This window comes from Pseudomonas sp. Sample_14 (assembly GCF_004307515.1).
GTDB lineage: Bacteria > Pseudomonadota > Gammaproteobacteria > Pseudomonadales > Pseudomonadaceae > Aquipseudomonas > Aquipseudomonas atacamensis.
The window spans coordinates 63,982-83,329 of sequence record NZ_RCOC01000092.1 but is presented as its reverse complement, the minus strand read 5'-3'; the positions used below and the strand labels follow the sequence as shown (position 1 = coordinate 83,329).

Below are 19,348 nucleotides of genomic sequence, written 5' to 3'. Positions count from 1 at the left end.
CTTAGTGAGTATTCGACCTCTTTTCGCGGCAGTGGCCGTTCTGGCCCTGGCCGGGTGCGCATCCGATCCGGCACCCAGTGAACAAATGCGTTTGACCGAACAAGCCATCGTGCAGGCCAAGGCAGTCGGCGCTACCGCTGATGAAGTGCCGGAAATGCAGCTGGCCGAAACAAAATACAACCGCGCCAAAGGCAGCATGGCCGACGAGTCCTATCGCAACGCGCGCATGCGTGCCGAGCAGGCGGAACTGGATGCACGTCTGGCCGAGGCCAAGGTGCTGACGAAAAAAAGTGAAGAACAGCTGAATGTGCTCAATACCCGCATTGTCCGCCTGCGCAAACAGCTGCAACTGGGGGAAGCACAATGAACCTCAAGTCCAATGCTCTCGGCATTCTGCTTCTCGCCGGTTGCGCCAGCCTCTACGGCTGCGCCGGACAGCACAGCGAGGCGGCGCTGCAACAGGCCGGCGCTGATTTCCAGAAGGTCAAGGAAGATTCCAACGTGCTGCGCATCGCGCCGAAAGACGTGATCCGCGCTGGCGAATCCCTGGCCCGCGCTGATCGGCTGTCGACCTATTGGGGCAGCGGTGCCGACGTGGTGCATTACGCCTACCTGAGCCAGCGCTACAGCGAAATCGCCCGAGAGCACACTAACCAGGCGCTCAACGAGGAACGCGCAGCCAAGCTCGAGCTTGAGCGTCAGCGTCTGCAACTGGCCCTGCGCGAATCGAAACTGCTCAGCGTGCAGCAACAAGGCAAGTGGCTGGAGGAACAAATCGTCGCGCTGGCCACCACGCAGACCGATCGCGGCCTGGTGATGACCCTCGGCGACGTGTTGTTCGACACCGGCCAGGCGGAACTGAAAAACTCGGCCAACCGCGTCGTGCTGAAGATCGTCCAGTTCCTGCAACTGAACCCCAAGCGCGTGGTGCGCATTGAGGGTTACACCGACAGCACCGGTGGCCGACAGGAAAACCTCAAACTGTCCCGCGATCGTGCGCAATCGGTGGCTGACGTGCTGGTCGATCTGGGTATCGACGAAAAACGCATTCAGGTCGAAGGTTACGGCGACCAGTTCCCGGTCGACGCCAACGCCTCCGAGCGTGGACGGGCGCAGAACCGCCGCGTAGAGATTGTGTTCTCTGACGAAAAAGGCCAGCTCGGCGCCGCCCGCTGAGGGCTGCGTCTCTGGAAAGCCCGGACTGTCATGCAGTGCCGGGCTTTTTTGTGTCTGTCGATTGCCGCGCAAAACCGTACAGATGGGGCAGACACCGCACTGTACGGTCGAGTAATCTGGCAACTGTCCCAGTACACTTCTAAACTGTTCCGGTATTGTTTCAGACAAGAATAAAACGCCCGTGAAATCGAGTGCTGCGTCATGACCAATCTCTTGCTCTACCAACGTATTGCTCAGCAACTGGCCGAAGACATCCGCCGTGGTGTCTATCAACCGGGGGAGCGCGTGCCTTCGGTGCGCAAGATGAGTTCGCAGCTCAACGTCAGCCATGCGACGGTGTTGCAGGCTTACGCCAACCTTGAGGATCAGGGCCTGATCCGCGCCCGGCCACAGTCGGGTTACTACGTACACCAGACCCCGGCGCTGACCGCGCCGACGCCGGACATCGCCCGGGTCGAACGGCCGGGGCTGGTGACGCGCAGCAGCATCATTCAACAGGTATTGGTCGAATCCCGCCGCGAAGGCGTGTTTCCGCTGGGCGCTGCGGTGCCGAGTGTCGATTATCTGCCGGTGCGCGCGCTGCATCAGCAACTGGCCAAGGTCACTCGGTTTCACAGTCCACGGGCGTTCAGCTATATGTTCAGCCCCGGCTTCGAGCCGCTGCGCCGGCAAGTGGCGATCCGCATGCGTGACGCTGGCGTGGTTGTCGATCCGTCGGAAGTGGTGATCACCCACGGCTGTGTCGACGCCTTGCAGATGTCGTTGCGCGTGCTGACCCGGCCGGGCGATCTGATCGCTGCCGAATCGCCGACCTATTACGGCCTGCTGCAACTGGCCGATCTGCTCGGCCTGAAAGTCATCGAAATCCCCAGCGACCCCGCCACCGGCATGAGCCTGGAAGCCTTGCAACTGGCCGCCAACCAATGGTCGATCAAGGCGCTGGTGCTGACCACGCGCCTGAGCAATCCCCTCGGCGGGACCATGCCGGAAGAGCGGCAGAAACAGTTGTTGCGTCTGGCCTCGGATTTCGACATTCAGATTGTCGAAGACGATATCTACGGCGAACTGATGTTCGAACAGGGCCGCACCAAAGCGCTGAAAGCCTACGACCGCCTGGATCGGGTGATCTACTGCTCGAGCTTCTCCAAAACCTTGTCACCGGGTGTGCGCATCGGCTGGATGATCGCCGGCAAATACCAACAGGAAATCCAGCGCCTGCAAACCTTCAGCACCCATTCGGCGTGCAGCGTTACGCAGATGGCGATTGCCGCGTATCTGGAAAACGGCGGTTATGACCGGCATTTACGCTACATCCGCCAGGAATACCGGAAAAACCTCAGTGCGTTTCAGCTGGCGGTGCAGCAGCATTTCCCGGAGGGCACGCAAATGTCCCGGCCCACGGGCGGTTTCATCCTGTGGGTGAGTTTGCCGGGGCGGGTCAACACTCAGGAATTGCATGTGCGCGCACTGCAACAAGGCATCAGCATCGCGCCGGGGCTGATCTTCAGTAACACCGAGCAGTTCAACCACTGTATCCGCCTCAATTGCGGCATTCCGTGGAACCGCGAAGCGGAGCGGGCGCTGATGACGCTGGGTCTGTTGGCCACCCAGCTGTGTCAGGAAACCGCTGGCGGATTCTGAACGGGGAGGGCGCTGAGGCTTGTCATGTGACGCACAACAGGCGAGCATGTGGCCCTCTGCCGTTAGTTCGTTGGGTCCATGAAAGCCATTGTTCCTGCCGCGTGGGTACTGCTGGGTTTGCTGATGATCGGCCAGGCGCCGGGTGTCCTGGCGGCCGCAGCCCAGGAAAAACCGGCAGCGACCAGTACCACGAACAAAGCCACCAAAACCGCGGCTCCGGCAAAAAAAGCCCAGGCGAAAAAAAACGCCACGGTGAAGAAGCGCCGCCCGGTGGCCTCGAAGTCAAAATCCGCCAGCGAAGTGGCCAAGACCAAATTGCCGCCGGCAAAACTCGATCTCAGCCTGCCCAAGGATATGGTTGAAGACTTGAAGCCACAGGGCACCGTAGAACTGCCCAAACGCGAGGCGATCCTGCCGCAAATGTTTGGCGAAAAAGATAACGGCTTCCAGCTCAACGGCCGCTTGCTCAGCAATGAAATGGAGTTGCAATTGCGCAACGAAGCGCGACGCGATGTGGAAGGCGCGGCGCTGGATTTCGAATTCAAGCAATAGATGCAGCCCTCTGCAACGCGCAGAGCAGACGCTTCGTCGGAGACTGCCCGGTCACTTTTACTTATCGTTGAAAAGCCGCTTGTAGCAATTTGAAACAGCCGTTTTAGCGGTTACTCTGTTTCCCGTCTCTTTACACATCGCCCGTCGCGAGGATCTGTTCGTCATGAAATGCCGTGAAGGCTGTGGCGCTTGCTGCATTGCCCCCTCCATCAGTTCGCCGATTCCCGGCATGCCCGATGGCAAGCCCGCCGGCGAACGTTGCGTGCAACTGTCGGTCGATAACCTGTGCAGCATTTTCGGCCGTCCGGAACGTCCGGCTGTGTGCTCGGGCTTCGCTGCGGATGTCGAGGTGTGCGGCAGCAGTTCGGAAGAAGCGATCAGATTGATCGGCTGGTGGGAGCAGATGACGGCGGCGTGATGTGTTCACCAACGGAACTTCAACAATAAGGAATAACACTATGGGTTCGCTGCACCGTATCGCTGTGTTGTGTGGTCTGACTGCCGTACTTGCCACTTCGGTCGCCCACGCAGAAGACTGGAAAGTGGCCAAGAACGAAGACGGCATCAAGGTTTCCCTGAGCGAAATACCCGGTTCGGACTACAAGTCCTACCAAGGCGTCGCGCTGATGAAAACCACCGTTGCCAAACTGCGCGCCTTGCAGGAAGACGTCTCTGGCGCCTGCGCGTGGATTCACGAGTGCAAGAGCCAGAAACTGCTCAAGCACGAAGGCGATCTGAGCTGGACCTATTCGCAATTCAACACGCCGTGGCCGGTGACCCCGCGTGATTCGGTGCTGAAGATCACCACCGTTGAAGGTGCCGATGGCAGCCTGACCCGGAACCTTGAAGGTGTACCGACCTATCTGCCGGAAGAAAAAGGTTTCGTGCGGGTTCAGCAGGTCAAAGGCTTCTGGAAGTTCGTGCCTAAGGGCGATCAGGTTGAAGTGACTTATCAGGTGCACACCGAGCCGGGCGGTAGCGTGCCGGCCATGGTCGCCAACAAGTTTGTGGTCGATGCGCCATTCAATACCCTGAAAGCGCTGAAAGAACGCGCCGAGAAATAATCAATTCGCTGTAAGCAAAACGCCCCGACCGGTTCGGGGCGTTTTGTTTTGTCTCTAAATTGTATTTCCAGATATGCGTTGCACGAAATTTTCACAAAGTCTCCAAGACAATTCGCCCGCACTTGTTGCCTGCCATTGCGCTGTCAGCCCTCTGAATGAAAGTCTCGAAGGGCAGGGCAGTAATCAATGGCAATGGTGTGAACGATCGTGCAACATTTGCGCACCGCGCACGCCCCGGGGTCTGGACTGACCAATAGAGGGCCTGGCACCGCTGTATTTTTGCAACTTCAACTTCCAATGGGTCCTAAAACGACATGGCAAACCCGGACGCCCTGAATCAGCAGCGATCTTCTGCTCGCCTGCTGCAACCGACCGTCAAATCGCATCTGGCCTACACGCTGCTGTGCGCACTGGTCATGATGGTCATGTTTTCCGCGCTGCGCCTCGCGCTGCTGGTCTACAACCGCGAGATGATCCTCGACACCCCGGCCGCGACCTTCCTTGAAGCGTTCGTCAACGGTCTGCGTTTCGACCTGCGCCTGGTGGTGTACCTGTGCATTCCGCTGGTGCTGGCGCTGTTCAGTGCCCGGGCCATGGCCGCGCGCGGTTTCTTCCGTCTGTGGCTGACCGTCGCCTCGAGCATCGCGCTGTTTCTCGGCCTGATGGAGATGGACTTCTACCGCGAGTTTCACCAGCGCCTCAATGGTCTGGTGTTCCAGTACGTGAAGGAAGACCCGAAAACCGTAATGAGCATGCTCTGGTACGGTTTCCCGGTGGTGCGCTACGTGCTGGCATGGGTAATCGGCACGGTCATTCTGACCCTGGCGTTCAAAGGCGCCGACCGTGCTACCCGCCCGCGCGGACCGTTCAGCGGCGGCAGCGTCAGCTCCCGTCAGGTTGCGCCGTGGTACACCCGCCTGGCGGTGTTCGTAGTCTGCCTGCTGATCTGCGTGGTCGCCGCTCGCGGCACCCTGCGTCAGGGCCCGCCGATGCGCTGGGGTGACGTCTACACCACCGATTCCAACTTCGCCAACCAGCTCGGCCTCAATGGCACGCTGTCGCTGGTAGCCGCAGCCAAGGCGCGCATGGGCGAAGACCGCGACAACATCTGGAAAGCCACGCTGCCGCAGGAGCAGGCGCAGCAAGTGGTGCGCGACATGCTGCTGATGCCGGACGACAAACTGGTCGATGCCGACATCGCCGCTGTTCGCCGCGACTACATGCCGCCGGCCGACAAGACCCTGCCGATCAAGAACGTCGTGGTGATCCTGATGGAAAGCATGGCCGGTCACTCGGTCGGTGCTTTGGGCGCGCCGGGCAATATCACCCCGTACCTGGACAAGCTGTCGAAGGAAGGTCTGCTGTTCGACCGTTTCTTCTCCAACGGCACCCACACCCATCAGGGCATGTTCGCGACCATGGCCTGCTTCCCCAACCTGCCAGGTTTCGAATACCTGATGCAGACCCCGGAAGGCAGCCACAAACTGTCCGGTCTGCCGCAGCTGCTCAGCGCCCGCGACTATGACGATGTCTACGTCTACAACGGCGACTTCGCCTGGGATAACCAGTCGGGCTTCTTCAGCAACCAGGGCATGACCAACTTCGTTGGCCGCAACGACTTCGTCAATCCGGTGTTCTCCGATCCGACCTGGGGCGTGTCCGACCAGGACATGTTCGATCGTGGCCTGCAGGAACTGAAGGCGCGGGAAAACGGCAAGCCGTTTTACGCGCTGCTGCAAACCCTGTCCAACCACACGCCGTACGCCTTGCCGACGCCATTGCCGGTCGAGCGCGTCACTGACCGTGGCAGCCTCAACGAACACCTGACCGCCATGCGCTATTCCGATTGGGCGCTCGGCCAGTTCTTCGAGAAGGCGCGCAAAGAGAAGTACTTCAACGAAACCCTGTTCGTCATCGTCGGCGACCACGGCTTCGGCAACGAGCGACAGATCACCGAAATGGACCTGGGCCGCTTCAACGTGCCGATGCTGATGATCGCCCCGGGCATTCAGCAGAAGTTCGGTACCCGCGACCACACCGTGGGTACGCAGATCGACATCGTGCCGACCATCATGGGCCGCCTCGGTGGCGAAGTGCGTCACCAGTGCTGGGGCCGCGACCTGCTCAACCTGCCGCAGGGCGACACCGGTTTTGGTGTGATCAAGCCATCGGGCAGTGAGCAGACCACCGCCATCGTCACCGCCGATGAGATTCTGGTGCTGCCGCGTGACAAGGACATGGGCCCGAAAATCTGGAAATATCAGCTTGGCGCCAATCCGCACGCCGAAGTTGTACCGGACGCGCCGCGCACTGCCGAACTCAAACTCAAACTTGAAGCGTTCCTGCAAACCGCGACCAAGAGCTTGCTCGATAACACCGCCGGTGTCATTCACGGCAAGCCGGACTGATCACTCCTTAAAGTCCACGCAATAAAAAAGAGGCCCTTGCAAAAGGGCCTCTTTTTTTACAGCTTCAAATCGTCATATTTTGCCGAGTAACAACAGCACCAGCAGCACGACCAACACCACGCCGATAATACCCGACGGGCCATAACCCCAACTTCTGGAGTGCGGGAAGACCGGCAGACCACCGATCAGCAACAGGATCAGGATGATGATTAGAATTGTGCCCATGGGTGATTTCCTTGTTCAGAGTCTGGAAGAGTCTTGATGCTCAGTGGGCAGCTGGAGAGCAACTAAATTCCAGCCGGCTTACATGTTCCGACTTGCGCCGGTGAAAAATAATTCAATTTTTTTTTAATGTATTTGGATTGCTCGGTTATTTCCTTTCCAGCAAAAAGATCGCAGCCTCGTTGCACTCGTCAGCTCCTGCATGAGACCAACCGGAAAACAATGACGGCTGGAATCTTTTGATCCTCCATTCAGCAACTGGATGGAGCGTGGGTGAACGAAGTTCCTTCGCTACACTCGGCACATCTTTCCCGGAACAACAAGGCTGTCCGCTATGCAAAATCGCATGATGATCACTGGTGCAGGCTCAGGCCTGGGTCGCGAAATCGCCCTGCGCTGGGCCCGTGAAGGCTGGCGGCTGGCCTTGTCCGATGTCAGTGAACCCGGCCTGCAGGAAACCCTGAAACTGGTGCGCGAGGCGGGCGGTGACGGCTTCATCCAGCGCTGCGACGTGCGCGATTACAGCCAGCTCACCGCCTTCGCCCAGGCCTGCGAAGAGAAGCTCGGCGGCATCGACATCATCGTCAACAATGCCGGCGTCGCCTCGGGCGGTTTCTTCAGCGAGTTGTCGCTGGAAGACTGGGACTGGCAGATCGCGATCAACCTGATGGGTGTGGTCAAGGGCTGCAAGGCGTTCCTGCCGCTGCTGGAACAGAGCAAGGGCAAGATCATCAACATCGCCTCCATGGCCGCGTTGATGCAAGGCCCGGCAATGAGCAACTACAACGTGGCCAAGGCCGGCGTAGTGGCGTTGTCGGAAAGTCTGCTGATCGAACTGGCGCAGCAGGAAGTGGCGGTGCATGTGGTTTGCCCATCGTTCTTCCAGACCAACTTGCTCGATTCTTTCCGCGGCCCGACCCCGGCCATGAAAGCCCAGGTCGGCAAGTTGCTGGAAAGTTCGCCGATCAGTGCCGCCGACATTGCTGACTACATCTACCAGCAAGTCGCCGCCGGCGAATTCCTGATTCTGCCTCACGAACAAGGGCGCATGGCCTGGGCGCTGAAACAGAAGAATCCGCAACTGCTCTACAACGAAATGACTTCCATGGCCGAGAAAATGCGCGCCAAGGCCAAACAAAACAACGCTTGATCTTGTTCGATGCCCGCCGCGTCGTTAGGGTGGCCGCCACGGTCACCCTGTCGAGACGCCTCCATGCTCAATTACTTGTGGTTCTTCCTTGCGGCGCTGTTTGAAATCGCCGGCTGTTTTGCCTTCTACATGTGGCTGCGCCAGGGCAAGAGTGCGTTGTGGGTGCTTCCCGCGTTGCTCAGCCTGACCCTGTTCGCGCTGTTGCTGACCCGTGTTGAAGCGGCCTACGCCGGGCGCGCCTATGCCGCGTATGGCGGGATGTACATCGTTGCTTCGATTGGCTGGCTGGCGGTGGTCGAGCGGGTGCGTCCGCTGGGCTCGGACTGGATCGGCATGGCGCTGTGCGTGGTAGGTGCCAGCATCATTCTGTTCGGGCCGCGCTTTTCCGCCGCCTGAGGCTTTTGTGCGAAGCGTCTGACAGCTGCGGGCGTGGGCAGCTGTAGGGCAAGACTGATTTGCTCGTCGTGGATTGTGAAGACGCTGTAAGCCGCGCATCTTCAGGGTTTGCCAGTCCTGAAGGATGAATCCCATGCTTGTACTCAGCCGTGTGGTCGGTGAGTTGATTTCAATCGGAGACGACATCACCCTGCGTGTTCTGTCGGTCAACGGCTCCAGCGTGCGCTTCGGCGTCGAGGCGCCGAAAAAGGTCCATGTACACCGCGCCGAGGTCTATGACCGGATCAAGCGCAAGGAGGCCGCAGCGAAGGCTGGCTGACGGTTTCAGTCGAACAGATGCTTGGGTACGTCGTGCTTGAGCATCAGCTGGCACTGTTCGCTTTCCGGATCGAACACGATCAATGCCTGGCCTTTGGTCAGTGCCTGACGCACGCGCAGGACGCGGGTTTCCAGCGGGGTGTCATCGCCGTTGTCGGTACCGTCGCGGGTGACGAAATCCTCGATCAGGCGGGTGAGGGTGTCGACTTCAAGCGCGTCGTGGGGAATGAGCATGGGCACCTCGGTCAAATCAATGTCGGGATGCTACGGGGATTGGGTTTCCTCTGCCAGTTCTGTATCGGTCTTGCCGGCCCATTCGCGAGCGGGCTCGCTCCCACTTTTGAAATGCGATCCCCTGTGGGAGCGAGCCTGCTCGCGAAAGCGGTTATCTGTTCACCGAAGGCTCAACTGTCAGAACGCTGCCCCACCAGACTGTCCACCGGCGGCACGCGGGTTTCGCTTTCCATCTGCGTGTCATGCTCAATCTGATGGCTGAAGCGATCCAGTGAAGCATTGGCCGGCGCCGCGTCGCTGGCAAACACCGGCGGGCTGAGAATGTACGCACCGAGCAAACGGCTGAGCGCCGCCAGACTGTCGATGTGCGTGCGTTCGTAGCCATGGGTGGCATCGCAGCCGAAAGCGAGCAGGGCGGTGCGAATGTCGTGGCCGGCGGTGACCGCCGAGTGCGCATCGCTGAAGTAATAGCGGAACATGTCACGGCGCACCGGCAATTCGTGTTCACCAGCCAGACGCAACAGATGCCGCGACAGGTGATAGTCATACGGCCCGCCCGAATCCTGCATCGCCACGCTCACGGCGTGTTCGCTCGAGTGCTGGCCGGGGGCGACCGGTGCGATGTCGATGCCGACAAACTCGCTGACGTCCCACGGCAATGCCGCCGCTGCACCGCTTCCGGTCTCTTCGGTGATGGTGAACAGCGGATGGCAATCGATGTTCAGTTCCTGGCCGCTGTCGACAATCGCCTTCAGAGCAGCGAGCAATGCGGCAACACCGGCCTTGTCGTCGAGGTGGCGGGCGCTGATATGGCCGCTTTCGGTGAACTCGGGCAGCGGATCGAAGGCCACCACGTCGCCGACATGAATGCCCAGCGACTCGCAATCGGCCTTGGTCGTGCAGTAGGCGTCCAGACGCAGCTCGACATGGTCCCAACTGATCGGCATTTCATCGACCTGGGTGTTGAACGCATGCCCGGACGCCATCAGCGGCAACACGCTGCCGCGAATCACCCCGGTGTCGGTAAACAGGCTGACCCGGCTGCCCTCGGCAAAACGGCTCGACCAGCAACCAACCGGGGCGAGGGTCAGGCGACCGTTGTCTTTCACCGCACGCACGGCGGCGCCGATGGTGTCCAGGTGCGCCGACACCGCGCGGTCAGGGCTGCTCTTTTTACCCTTCAACGTCGCGCGAATCGTGCCGCGCCGAGTCATTTCGAACGGAATGCCCAGCTCTTCAAGACGCTCGGCGACATAGCGCACGATGGTGTCGGTGAACCCGGTAGGGCTGGGAATGGCGAGCATTTCCAGCAGGACTTTTTGCAGGTAAGCCAGATCCGGTTCAGGGATTTGTGTGGTCATGGAAACTCCTGATGAGTTGAGCACACCGATGGTTTCGATGAGGAAAATTGGTGGTGACGTTCAGGGCCTCTTCGCGAGCAGGCTCTCTCCCACATTTGGATTGCATTCCCCTGTGGGAGCGAGCCTGCTCGCGAAGGCGTCAGCCGGAACAACGATGGTTCAAGAAACAGCCGGCTGACTATGCGGAAACAACAGATCGACAAAGCGTTCCGCCGTCGGCTGCGGTTCATGGTTGGCGAGGCCGGCGCGCTCATTGGCCTCGATGAACACGTACTCGGGCTGATCCGCTGCCGGCACCATCAGATCGAGCCCGACCATTGGAATATCCAGCGCCCGCGCCGCGCGCACTGCCGCGTCGACCAGCGTTGGATGAAGAATGTCGGTCACGTCTTCCAGCGTCCCGCCGGTGTGCAGGTTGGCCGTGCGCCGCACGAACAGATGCTCGCCGGCCGGCAGGATGCTGCTGTAGTCGTAACCGGCCGCATGCAGCGTGCGTTGGGTTTCGTGGTCCAGCGGAATCTTGCTTTCGCCACTGGTGGCGGCTTGCCGGCGGCGACTCTGCGCTTCGATCAGCGCACCGATCGAATGCTGACCATCGCCGACCACTTCGGCGGGCTTGCGAATCGCCGCCGCCACCACTTCAAAACCGATCACTACAATGCGCAGATCAAGGCCTTCGTGGAAGCTTTCCAGCAGCACGCGGCTGTCGAACTGCTTCGCCGTTTCGATGGCCTTCTGCACTTCTTCGATGGTGCGCAGATCCACCGCGACGCCTTGGCCCTGTTCGCCATCGAGAGGCTTGACCACCACCCGTTGGTGCTCATCAAGGAAGGCCAGGTTGTCGTCGGCATTGCCCGCCAGTTGCTGCGCCGGCAGTTTCAGGCCTGCGGCCTTGAGCACCTTGTGGGTCAGACTTTTGTCCTGGCACAGGGTCATGCTGATCGCACTGGTCAGATCGCTCAGCGACTCGCGGCAGCGCACGCGACGGCCGCCATGGCTGAGGGTGAACAGCCCGGCGTCGGCGTCATCGACTTGCACGTCGATACCGCGTCGATGCGCTTCTTCGACGATGATCCGCGCGTAAGGATTGAAATTCGCCTCCGGGCCCGGGCCGAGAAACAGCGGCTGGTTGATGCCGTTCTTGCGCTTGATGGCAAAGGTCGGCAGGTTGCGGAAACCCAGTTTGGCGTAAAGGTTTTTCGCCTGACGGTTGTCGTGCAGCACCGACAGATCCAGATAAGCCAGACCACGACTCATGAAGTGCTCGACCAGATGCCGCACCAGCACTTCGCCGACGCCCGGGCGTGAGCAATGCGGGTCGACCGCCAGGCACCACAGGCTGCTGCCGTGTTCCGGGTCGTTGAAGGCTTTTTCATGATTGAGACCCATGACACTGCCGATCACCGCGCCGCTGTCCTCGTCTTCCGCCAGCCAGTACACCGGGCCGCCCTGATGATGCGGGGTGAGCAACTCCTGATCGATCGGCAACATGCCGCGCGCCTGGTACAAACGGTTGATGCCCTGCCAGTCGGTTTCGCTCTGCGCACGACGAATGCGGAAGCCGCGAAACACCCGCGTGGCTTGCCGGTAATCGCTGAACCACAAACGCAGGGTGTCGGATGGATCGAGAAACAGCTGCGTCGGCTCGAGACCCAGAATCTGCTGCGGTGCGGCAACATACAGGGCGATATCGCGTTCGCCGGGTTGCTCGTTGAGCAGCTCCTGCGCCAGTGACGCCGGGTCGGGAAAGGTGTGACCGATCAGCAGCCGGCCCCAACCGCAATGCACGGCAATCGGGGCGGTGGCAGGCTCGCTGCCGTCTTCGGCCAGGCGCGCCTGCAAACGTTCATACGAGGGGGCCTGACCACGCAACAGGCGTTGGTTGATGGACGTGGCATGGGGTTTCATCAATCAGATTCCTTGTTCACTGAGCCACAGGTTCAGGGCTGCCAGTTGCCACAGTTTCGAGCCGCGCAACGGGGTCAGCTGGCCTTGCGGATCAGTCAGAAGCTTGTCGAGCATGCTCGGGTTGAACAGGCCGCGATCCTGGCTCGGATCCAGCAGCAGCTCGCGCACCCAATTGAGCGTGTCGCCCTGCAAGTGCTTGAGACCCGGCACCGGGAAGTAGCCTTTCTTGCGGTCGATCACTTCGCTTGGAATGACCCGGCGCGCAGCTTCTTTCAGCACTTGCTTGCCGCCATCGGGCAGCTTGAATTTGCCCGGCACACGGGCCGACAATTCGACCAGTCGATAGTCGAGAAACGGCGTACGCGCTTCCAGGCCCCAGGCCATGGTCATGTTGTCCACGCGTTTGACCGGGTCATCGACCAGCATCACCGTGCTGTCCAGGCGCAGCGCCTTGTCCACGGCAGCATCGGCGCCAGGCTGGGCAAAGTGCTGTTTGACGAAATCGCCCGCCGCATCGTGGTCGACCAGCCATTTCGGCTGAACGGTCGCCGCGTAGTCGTCGTAGCTGCGATCGAAGAACGCATCGCGGTAGGCGGCGTATGGGTCCGCTGCGCCGTCGACCTGCGGATACCAGTGGTAACCGGCAAACAATTCGTCCGCGCCTTGGCCGCTCTGCACCACTTTGCAGTGCTTGGCCACTTCGCGGGACAACAGATAGAACGCGATGCAGTCATGGCTGACCATCGGCTCGCTCATCGCCCGGAACGCGGCGGGCAGTTGCTCGATGATTTCCTTCTCGTCGATGCGCAACTGGTGATGTCGGGTGCCGTAATGTTTGGCGATCAGGTCCGAATACTGGAACTCGTCGCCGCGCTCGCCGCCGGCATCCTGGAAACCGATGGAGAAGGTCGACAGATTTTCTACGCCGACTTCGCGCAACAGGCCGACGAGCATGCTCGAATCGACACCGCCCGAAAGCAACACACCGACATCCACTGCTGCACGCTGACGAATCGCCACCGCTTCGCGGGTGCTGTCGAGGACGCGATCGACCCAGTCTTCCAGATTGAGGTTTTTCTCGTCTTCATTCGGACCGTAGGGCAGGGTCCACCAGGTTTTCTGCTCGGTGCGGCCATCGGCCTCAACGCGCATCCAGGTGGCCGGCGGCAGTTTTTCGATACCGGCCAGCAAGGTGCGCGGCGCAGGCACCACCGCGTGGAAGTTCAGATAGTGATTGAGCGCCACCGGATCGAGGATCGGGTTGATGTCGCCGCCCTTGAGCAGCGCTGGCAATGCCGAGGCGAAGCGCAGGCGTTGGCCAGTGCGCGACAGGTACAGCGGCTTCACGCCGAGACGGTCACGGGCGATGAACAGGCGCTGGGCATCACGCTCCCAAATGGCGAAGGCGAACATGCCGTTGAGCTTCGGCAGCAGTGCCTCGCCCCAGGCGTGATAACCCTTGAGCAGCACTTCGGTGTCGCCACCCGAATAGAAGGCATAACCCAGTGCTTCAAGCTCTGCGCGCAGTTCCGGGAAGTTGTAGATCGCGCCGTTGAACGCCAGGGACAGGCCCAGTTGGCTGTCGATCATCGGCTGCGCCGAGCCGTCCGACAGGTCCATGATTTTCAGGCGTCGATGACCCAGGGCAATCGGCCCTTGGGCATGGAAGCCCCACGCGTCAGGGCCGCGAGGGGCCAGGTGATGGGTGATTCTCTCGATCGCTGCAAGGTCTGCAGGTTGTTGATCAAAACGTAACTCGCCAGCTAATCCGCACATAAAGTCCTTACCGGTTTTTCCGTTGGGGAAGGTCAAGCCGTACCACGCGAAAAGTGCGGGTACTCAGAAACTGACCTGTCACGGTAGGCGGAGTTTTAGATCGATAAGTTATAAGCGCGGCGTTACGGCCTCTGCTGGTCGGTGATAGAGGGCGCCCTGGCAGCGCTCGTCGGTTTTTTATTCGGGGCGGTAGCGGGCTGTTTTATAGGCCGAAAAACTGCGTGTGTTTGCGGCATTTGCCAGCAGTTTTTTCCATTATCAATTCATTCACACCATCGCTAAGGTCGAAAGCCCCAACAGCAATAAAGGACTATTGCCATGTCAGTGCAGCAACAGAAACAAAACCTTGCTCCATCTTCAGTGCTCGGCACGCTGCTGGAAGCCACCGCAGACCTCGACACGGCCGAAGCCCTGGAGAAAAGTCTGCCGCCTTATTTGCTCAAGGCTTCGACCGACACGCTGGCGACGCTGGATCAGACCGCTCGCGAGCTGCATCGCCTGCAGCTCAAAGTGGCCAAGGATCTGGCCGGATTGCAATCGTTGCGCGGTTTCTGCAAAAAAGAACTCACCGCTGCGTTGAACGCCAAGTGGCCGGCGGTCTATGACGTCGAACAGGATGTGCTCAGTCTGCCGGGTGACGATTGCGGCTGCGACGCGACGGCGACCAACCAGGCGGGTATCGATGTTGTAAAACACGCCGCGCAAACCCTGCTGCAGGCGGCGATGCAGAACTTCACTGAAGACGAGGAGCAAGCCGATGGTTTCCCGTCCGGCAGTGTCGTGCGCATTGCCAGTGCGCCTGCGGGAGTGCAGGGCCTGACACCGCAGGCGTTCGCCGCGTTGTGCCGCACGCTCGACCTCGGCAAGAAATATCAGCAACATTTCCAGCAAGTCTTCGGCCTGCGCGATGCCGACGGCAAAGTCGTGACCAGCAGTGTCCTGACCCGCGACATTGGCGCGATGAAAAAAAACCTGTTGCAGCTCGACGCTCATTTGGCCGCGCTCAAGGCTGATATCACTCCGCAGGGATTGCGCATGCTGCAGGATCTGATTGATGCCCAGGGCGTGGCGTCGGCAACCCTGCGCCACGGCAACGACCCGATGATCATGCAGGGCATCGAGATACTGGACAGCTGCGTGTGGGGCGTCGTGGTGTTCTGCGCGCGCTCGGTGCAGGAGCATCCCGAGGATGGTTGCCTGGTCTACATGGCGGGCGAGCCCGAGAGGGCGTTGTACGAATATCCGAGCTTCAATGCCTTCAAAAACTATCTCACGCAACAACTGCGCAAACCGGACTACAAGGATTATTTCGGTCGATGCCTTGATGAGGATGACAAGGCCGATTTCTTCAAAACGTTCGAGGAAAAAGGCGAGTTGGGCCTCATCAAGCAACTGTCGATGAGTGTCCCGCTTTTTGATTTCATGGTGCAGAGTCACGTCGGCAAATTACAGATCGATGCGCGCAAACTGGCGGTGCCAACGGCAGATATCGATGAGGACGCACGCCAGAAACGTCTGCTGGATTTTCTCCAGCTGGGCCTGACCATCGCGTCAGTGGCAGGCATGTTTGTGCCGGTCCTTGGCCAACTGATGATGGGCGTTGCGGTCGGGCAATTGCTCGGCGAAGTGTATGAAGGGGTCGAAGACTGGCAGCGTGGCGATCATCAGCAAGCGCTTTCGCACCTGCTCAGCGTGGTGGAGAACATTGCGCTGATGGCGGCGTTTGCCGGCGGGCAGAAGGCGTTGGGCACGCTGGGCGGCAAACTGCTGCGCTCGCACCCGGAGTTCTTCGGGCAATTTCGGGCCATCCTCAATCACGCAGGCAAGGCACGTCTGTGGAAGCCCGATCTCGTTGCCTATGAGCATTCACTCCCGGCGGGATTCACCATTGATGCCAGCTCCAAGGAGTTTTATCAGGTGGGCCGCAAAACCCTTGGGCGTGTCGATCATCGATTCTTTGCCGGCAGTTACGATGCCGATGCCAGCCTGTGGCGTCTGGAGCATGCCAGTCGCGCTGACGCCTATGCCCCGGAGTTGGCCCGACACGTTGAGGGCGGCTGGCGCATTCCTGGCGAAGAGCCCGAGGAGTGGGGCAGTTCTGCGTACGCACTCAAACGCATCGACCCGCACCTGAGCGAATTCACCGACAGCGACCTGGATGACATGCGTCGGCTCAGTGGCACCAGTCATGACCAATTGCTCCAGGCGTTCAACGATAACCTGGCGTTGCCGGAGCGTCTGCGCGACACGGTGGAACGCGTGCGTCTGTCCCGTCAACTGCGCCAGCTGACCCGCGAACTGCAGGCCGGCGAAGTACATTCCGGCCAGCCTGCCGAGGAGCAATTGCACGCATTGCCCAAGCTCAAGGGCTGGCCAACCGACCGCTACATCGAGGTGACCAACGCCGATGGCAGCGTCGAGGCAACTTATCCATTGACCCGCGAGCCCGACGAAGCTCTGAGCGTGGCAGTCAGCCGTGAACAACTGGCGGCGGGGCAGTTGCTGCGAACGGTCATTGATGGCCTGTACCAGAACGAAGTCGATGCTCTGCTCGGCAGTAAAACCGCCGCCAGTCTGGAAGAGTCGGCGCTGGCGAAGAAGCTCGGCGCGGCGCTGAAGACGGATCATCGTGAGGTGCTTGAGCGTATGTATCAGCGTTATGACCGGAGCGAGGCGGACGATGTGCTGAAGTTGCGCAAGGTCTTTGCCGCCATTGCGACGCGCCATGGGCAGCAGGTGATCGAGCGCGCGCCGAGTATCGAACGATTGCATCTGCGCGAGACCGGGCAGGTGCCGTTACGGATGGGGCAGCGCGTCAGGCAAAACATCAACGCAGTGCGACTCGATCGTGCCCTGGCAGGTTTGCATTGGCCACGACTGGCCAATGCCGATACCGACAAACTGGCCATTCAGTTGCTGCCACGACTGAGCGGCTGGGATGCGCAATTGCGCTTGCAAGTGCGTGACAAGACACTCGCCGGGCCAATCCTGGAAGCCATCGGCGCTGCCTCTGCGAAACCCGCAAATACCTGCTTGCTGGTGAAGTCTGCTGCCGGTTACGAGGCGTTCAGTGGCGACGGCAAGTCACTTGGCAAAGTGGCAGCAGCGCCGGGGGATCTGTACAGCGCGATTCTCAAAGCGCTGCCGTTGCGTCAGCGGACGGCCGCCGGGTTGGGCGAGTCTGCGCAGGCCGACACCGTGCGCTTGCGCAGCAAATTGCTCGATGCGGCGCTGGATGAACGCGAGGAGACGGCGCAGACATTGGTTCGCGGCACGTTTGAGCCTCGGCTTGTCGAGCCGGCCTGCATGCAGAGCGATCAGGCTGCCGGGACGGAGCATTCGCGGGCGCTGCTGCGCAAGGCGCGAAAACTGTATCCACGCTTGAATCAGCAGCAGCTCAGCCAATTGCTCGATGAGCTGGGCGATGATCCGTTGAGCCGTGCGACCCGCATCAAAGCCCTGCGTCAGGATCTGCAGACCCTGCGTGACGCGCTGTTTGTCTGGAGCGAAGATGCCGCCGCACTGAAAGCCATGGGGGGCGATCTGGCCGAAGCGCGGCACAGCCGGAAAATCGCCGCCGAGTTGATCGAAGAAGGATTTCGACGCTTTCATTGGGCCACCAACGAAGAGGGAAAAAGCCTCTGTACCCTCAACCTTGACGGCATGCGCATCGGTAAGGTGCCAACATTGCCGCCGTCGGTGAGCTTCGACCACATAGAGCAATTGTCGATGCGCAACATGGCGCTGGGTGATGATGTCGCGCACTTCCTCAAGTCCTTCAAACAGCTCGAGCTACTGGAACTGGGCAGCAACACGATCACCCGGTTGCCTGAAGTGTTGTCGCACATGCCGCGTCTGCAACGGCTGAGCTTGGCAAACAATCAGCTCAAGCTGACCGAGCAGACCCTGGCGAAGCTGAACAGGCTGAGCGCTTTACGCTACCTGAATCTGGACAAGAATCCGTTGGGCGCCACCCCTGATTTCAGTCAAATGACGCAACTGCGCCGCTTGTCCTTGCAAGACACCGGCATCACGGAGCTGCCAGAAGGCCTGTCCAATTCCGTCCACATTGAATTGATGAACCTGACCGGGAATAAAATCAAAGAGCTGCCCGACTGGTTATTCCAGAAAACACGCCATTTCACCAGCGCACTCAAGCTGGGACTGAATCCTTTTTCCGAACGCAGCAAAACGCATCTGGAAAACTATCGCGATAATTTCGGCATCGGTATGGACTACCTCCCCGATGACATCGCCAGGATGAACGAGCAACACGCCCGCTCGCTCTGGTTGACCAAGAACAGTGGCGAGGAGTGGGCAGAACAGACGCGGATCTGGACGGCATTGCGAAACGAGCCGAAGGCCGATGGGTTGTTCACCGTGCTGGCGCAACTGGGCGATACCGCGGACGGGAAAAAGGCCAGCGCCGACTTGCAGCGACGCGTCTGGGCGGTACTGAAGGCGGCCGAAGCTGACGGGCCGCTGTGTGAACAAGTGCTCGACACGGCTGCCGATCCGCTTCATTGCACCGACAACGCAACGCTGGTGTTCAGTCGCCTGGAAGTCGAGGTGGAAGTCGAGCGGGTAACCAGCGCGGCAAGCGGCCGCAAGGTCACTGCCAAAGCTCTGCTGGAACTGGGCCGCAGTCTGTTCAGGCTGGACAAGCTGGAAGAAATTGCCCTGGAGCATTCGCTCCGGGCGCCGAAGGTCGATGCACTGGAAATGAACCTTGCTTATCGCATCGGTCTGACCGATGAGCTGGGGCTGCGCGGTCAACCGAAAGGTATGCTGTTCGATGCCCAGAGTGGCGTGACAGCCGCTGATCTTGAGGTCGCCAGAAATCGCGTGATGACTGCCGAACTTTCCCCGCAATGGCTGAAATACATGCAGGAGCGAACGTTCTGGCGTGATTATCTGAAGCGTACGTTTACGCGCAAATTTTCAATGATCGATGAATCGTTCGCGCCGCGCATGAGTGCCCTCGATGAGCAGGCCGACACCCTGCTCAGTGCCGACTATGTGAGTCAGGCGAATGCCCTCCAGCTTGAAAAGGAGCAGGCGCAAGAGGCAGTGATCAAGCGCCTGACCGAAGAGTCGATACGCCTGATGGATCTCGGCCTCTGTGTGATGCCGGACATCTGA

Annotated in this window: 16 protein-coding genes; 11 read left to right on the top strand and 5 right to left on the bottom strand. The window is 60.0% G+C overall.

What is annotated here, in order from left to right; translation table 11 throughout:
• Positions 1-4: 4 nt before the first annotated feature.
• From D8U61_RS21950 to D8U61_RS21920, 7 genes are all read left to right on the top strand, one after another.
• Positions 5-367 carry a DUF4398 domain-containing protein gene (locus D8U61_RS21950; protein WP_038860459.1) on the top strand — a complete coding sequence of 121 codons (363 nt, stop codon included), beginning with the start codon at positions 5-7 and terminating at the stop codon, positions 365-367.
• Positions 364-1,176 carry an OmpA family protein gene (locus D8U61_RS21945; RefSeq protein ID WP_016770951.1) on the top strand — a complete coding sequence of 271 codons (813 nt, stop codon included), beginning with the start codon at positions 364-366 and terminating at the stop codon, positions 1,174-1,176. Before D8U61_RS21950 ends, D8U61_RS21945 begins: the two co-directional genes overlap by 4 nt.
• Before the next feature lie 201 nt (positions 1,177-1,377).
• Positions 1,378-2,817, top strand: coding sequence for a PLP-dependent aminotransferase family protein (locus D8U61_RS21940; protein WP_024013893.1), 1,440 nt, complete (start codon positions 1,378-1,380; stop codon positions 2,815-2,817).
• A gap of 78 nt (positions 2,818-2,895) precedes the next feature.
• Positions 2,896-3,369 carry a translation initiation factor 2 gene (locus D8U61_RS21935; RefSeq protein ID WP_130902165.1) on the top strand — a complete coding sequence of 158 codons (474 nt, stop codon included), beginning with the start codon at positions 2,896-2,898 and terminating at the stop codon, positions 3,367-3,369.
• Between the two features lie 163 nt (positions 3,370-3,532).
• Positions 3,533-3,787 (top strand): YkgJ family cysteine cluster protein, encoded by a 255-nt coding sequence (locus tag D8U61_RS21930; RefSeq protein WP_016770949.1) that lies wholly within the window; start codon positions 3,533-3,535, stop codon positions 3,785-3,787.
• Between the two features lie 40 nt (positions 3,788-3,827).
• A complete protein-coding gene (locus D8U61_RS21925) occupies positions 3,828-4,433 on the top strand; it encodes an START domain-containing protein (protein WP_056788309.1) in 606 nt (201 codons plus the stop codon).
• Between the two features lie 314 nt (positions 4,434-4,747).
• Complete coding sequence (locus tag D8U61_RS21920) at positions 4,748-6,841, top strand: LTA synthase family protein (RefSeq protein WP_056788312.1); 2,094 nt, start codon at positions 4,748-4,750, stop codon at positions 6,839-6,841.
• A 72-nt stretch (positions 6,842-6,913) separates the two neighbouring features.
• On the opposite strand, the gene D8U61_RS21915 is transcribed toward D8U61_RS21920, so the two are convergent.
• The gene (locus tag D8U61_RS21915) at positions 6,914-7,066 is read right to left on the bottom strand and encodes a DUF3309 family protein (protein WP_003183939.1); all 153 of its coding nucleotides are present in this window, start codon (positions 7,064-7,066) and stop codon (positions 6,914-6,916) included.
• A 331-nt stretch (positions 7,067-7,397) separates the two neighbouring features.
• On the opposite strand from D8U61_RS21915, the gene D8U61_RS21910 reads away from it, so the two are divergent.
• From D8U61_RS21910 to csrA, 3 genes are all read left to right on the top strand, one after another.
• On the top strand, positions 7,398-8,213 hold the full coding sequence (locus D8U61_RS21910) for an SDR family oxidoreductase (RefSeq protein WP_125926386.1): 816 nt from the start codon (positions 7,398-7,400) through the stop codon (positions 8,211-8,213).
• 63 nt (positions 8,214-8,276) lie between these two features.
• Positions 8,277-8,609, top strand: coding sequence for a YnfA family protein (locus D8U61_RS21905; RefSeq protein WP_125926385.1), 333 nt, complete (start codon positions 8,277-8,279; stop codon positions 8,607-8,609).
• A 133-nt stretch (positions 8,610-8,742) separates the two neighbouring features.
• On the top strand, positions 8,743-8,928 hold the full coding sequence (csrA, locus tag D8U61_RS21900) for a carbon storage regulator CsrA (RefSeq protein ID WP_024013891.1): 186 nt from the start codon (positions 8,743-8,745) through the stop codon (positions 8,926-8,928).
• A gap of 5 nt (positions 8,929-8,933) precedes the next feature.
• Here the strand turns inward: csrA and D8U61_RS21895 are convergent, their stop codons facing one another.
• The 4 genes from D8U61_RS21895 to D8U61_RS21880 all read right to left on the bottom strand — a co-directional run bounded on the left by D8U61_RS21895 (position 8,934) and on the right by D8U61_RS21880 (position 14,206).
• Positions 8,934-9,161, bottom strand: a complete 228-nt coding sequence (locus D8U61_RS21895; RefSeq protein WP_003172962.1) for a YheU family protein — start codon at positions 9,159-9,161, stop codon at positions 8,934-8,936.
• 170 nt (positions 9,162-9,331) lie between these two features.
• Positions 9,332-10,522 (bottom strand): osmoprotectant NAGGN system M42 family peptidase, encoded by a 1,191-nt coding sequence (locus D8U61_RS21890; RefSeq protein WP_125926384.1) that lies wholly within the window; start codon positions 10,520-10,522, stop codon positions 9,332-9,334.
• Positions 10,523-10,681: 159 nt separating this feature from the next.
• A complete protein-coding gene (ngg, locus tag D8U61_RS21885; protein WP_130927665.1) occupies positions 10,682-12,430 on the bottom strand; it encodes an N-acetylglutaminylglutamine synthetase in 1,749 nt (582 codons plus the stop codon).
• Positions 12,431-12,433: 3 nt separating this feature from the next.
• A complete protein-coding gene (locus D8U61_RS21880) occupies positions 12,434-14,206 on the bottom strand; it encodes an N-acetylglutaminylglutamine amidotransferase (RefSeq protein WP_130927664.1) in 1,773 nt (590 codons plus the stop codon).
• 318 nt (positions 14,207-14,524) lie between these two features.
• On the opposite strand from D8U61_RS21880, the gene D8U61_RS21875 reads away from it, so the two are divergent.
• On the top strand, positions 14,525-19,348 hold the full coding sequence (locus tag D8U61_RS21875) for an NEL-type E3 ubiquitin ligase domain-containing protein (RefSeq protein ID WP_130927663.1): 4,824 nt from the start codon (positions 14,525-14,527) through the stop codon (positions 19,346-19,348).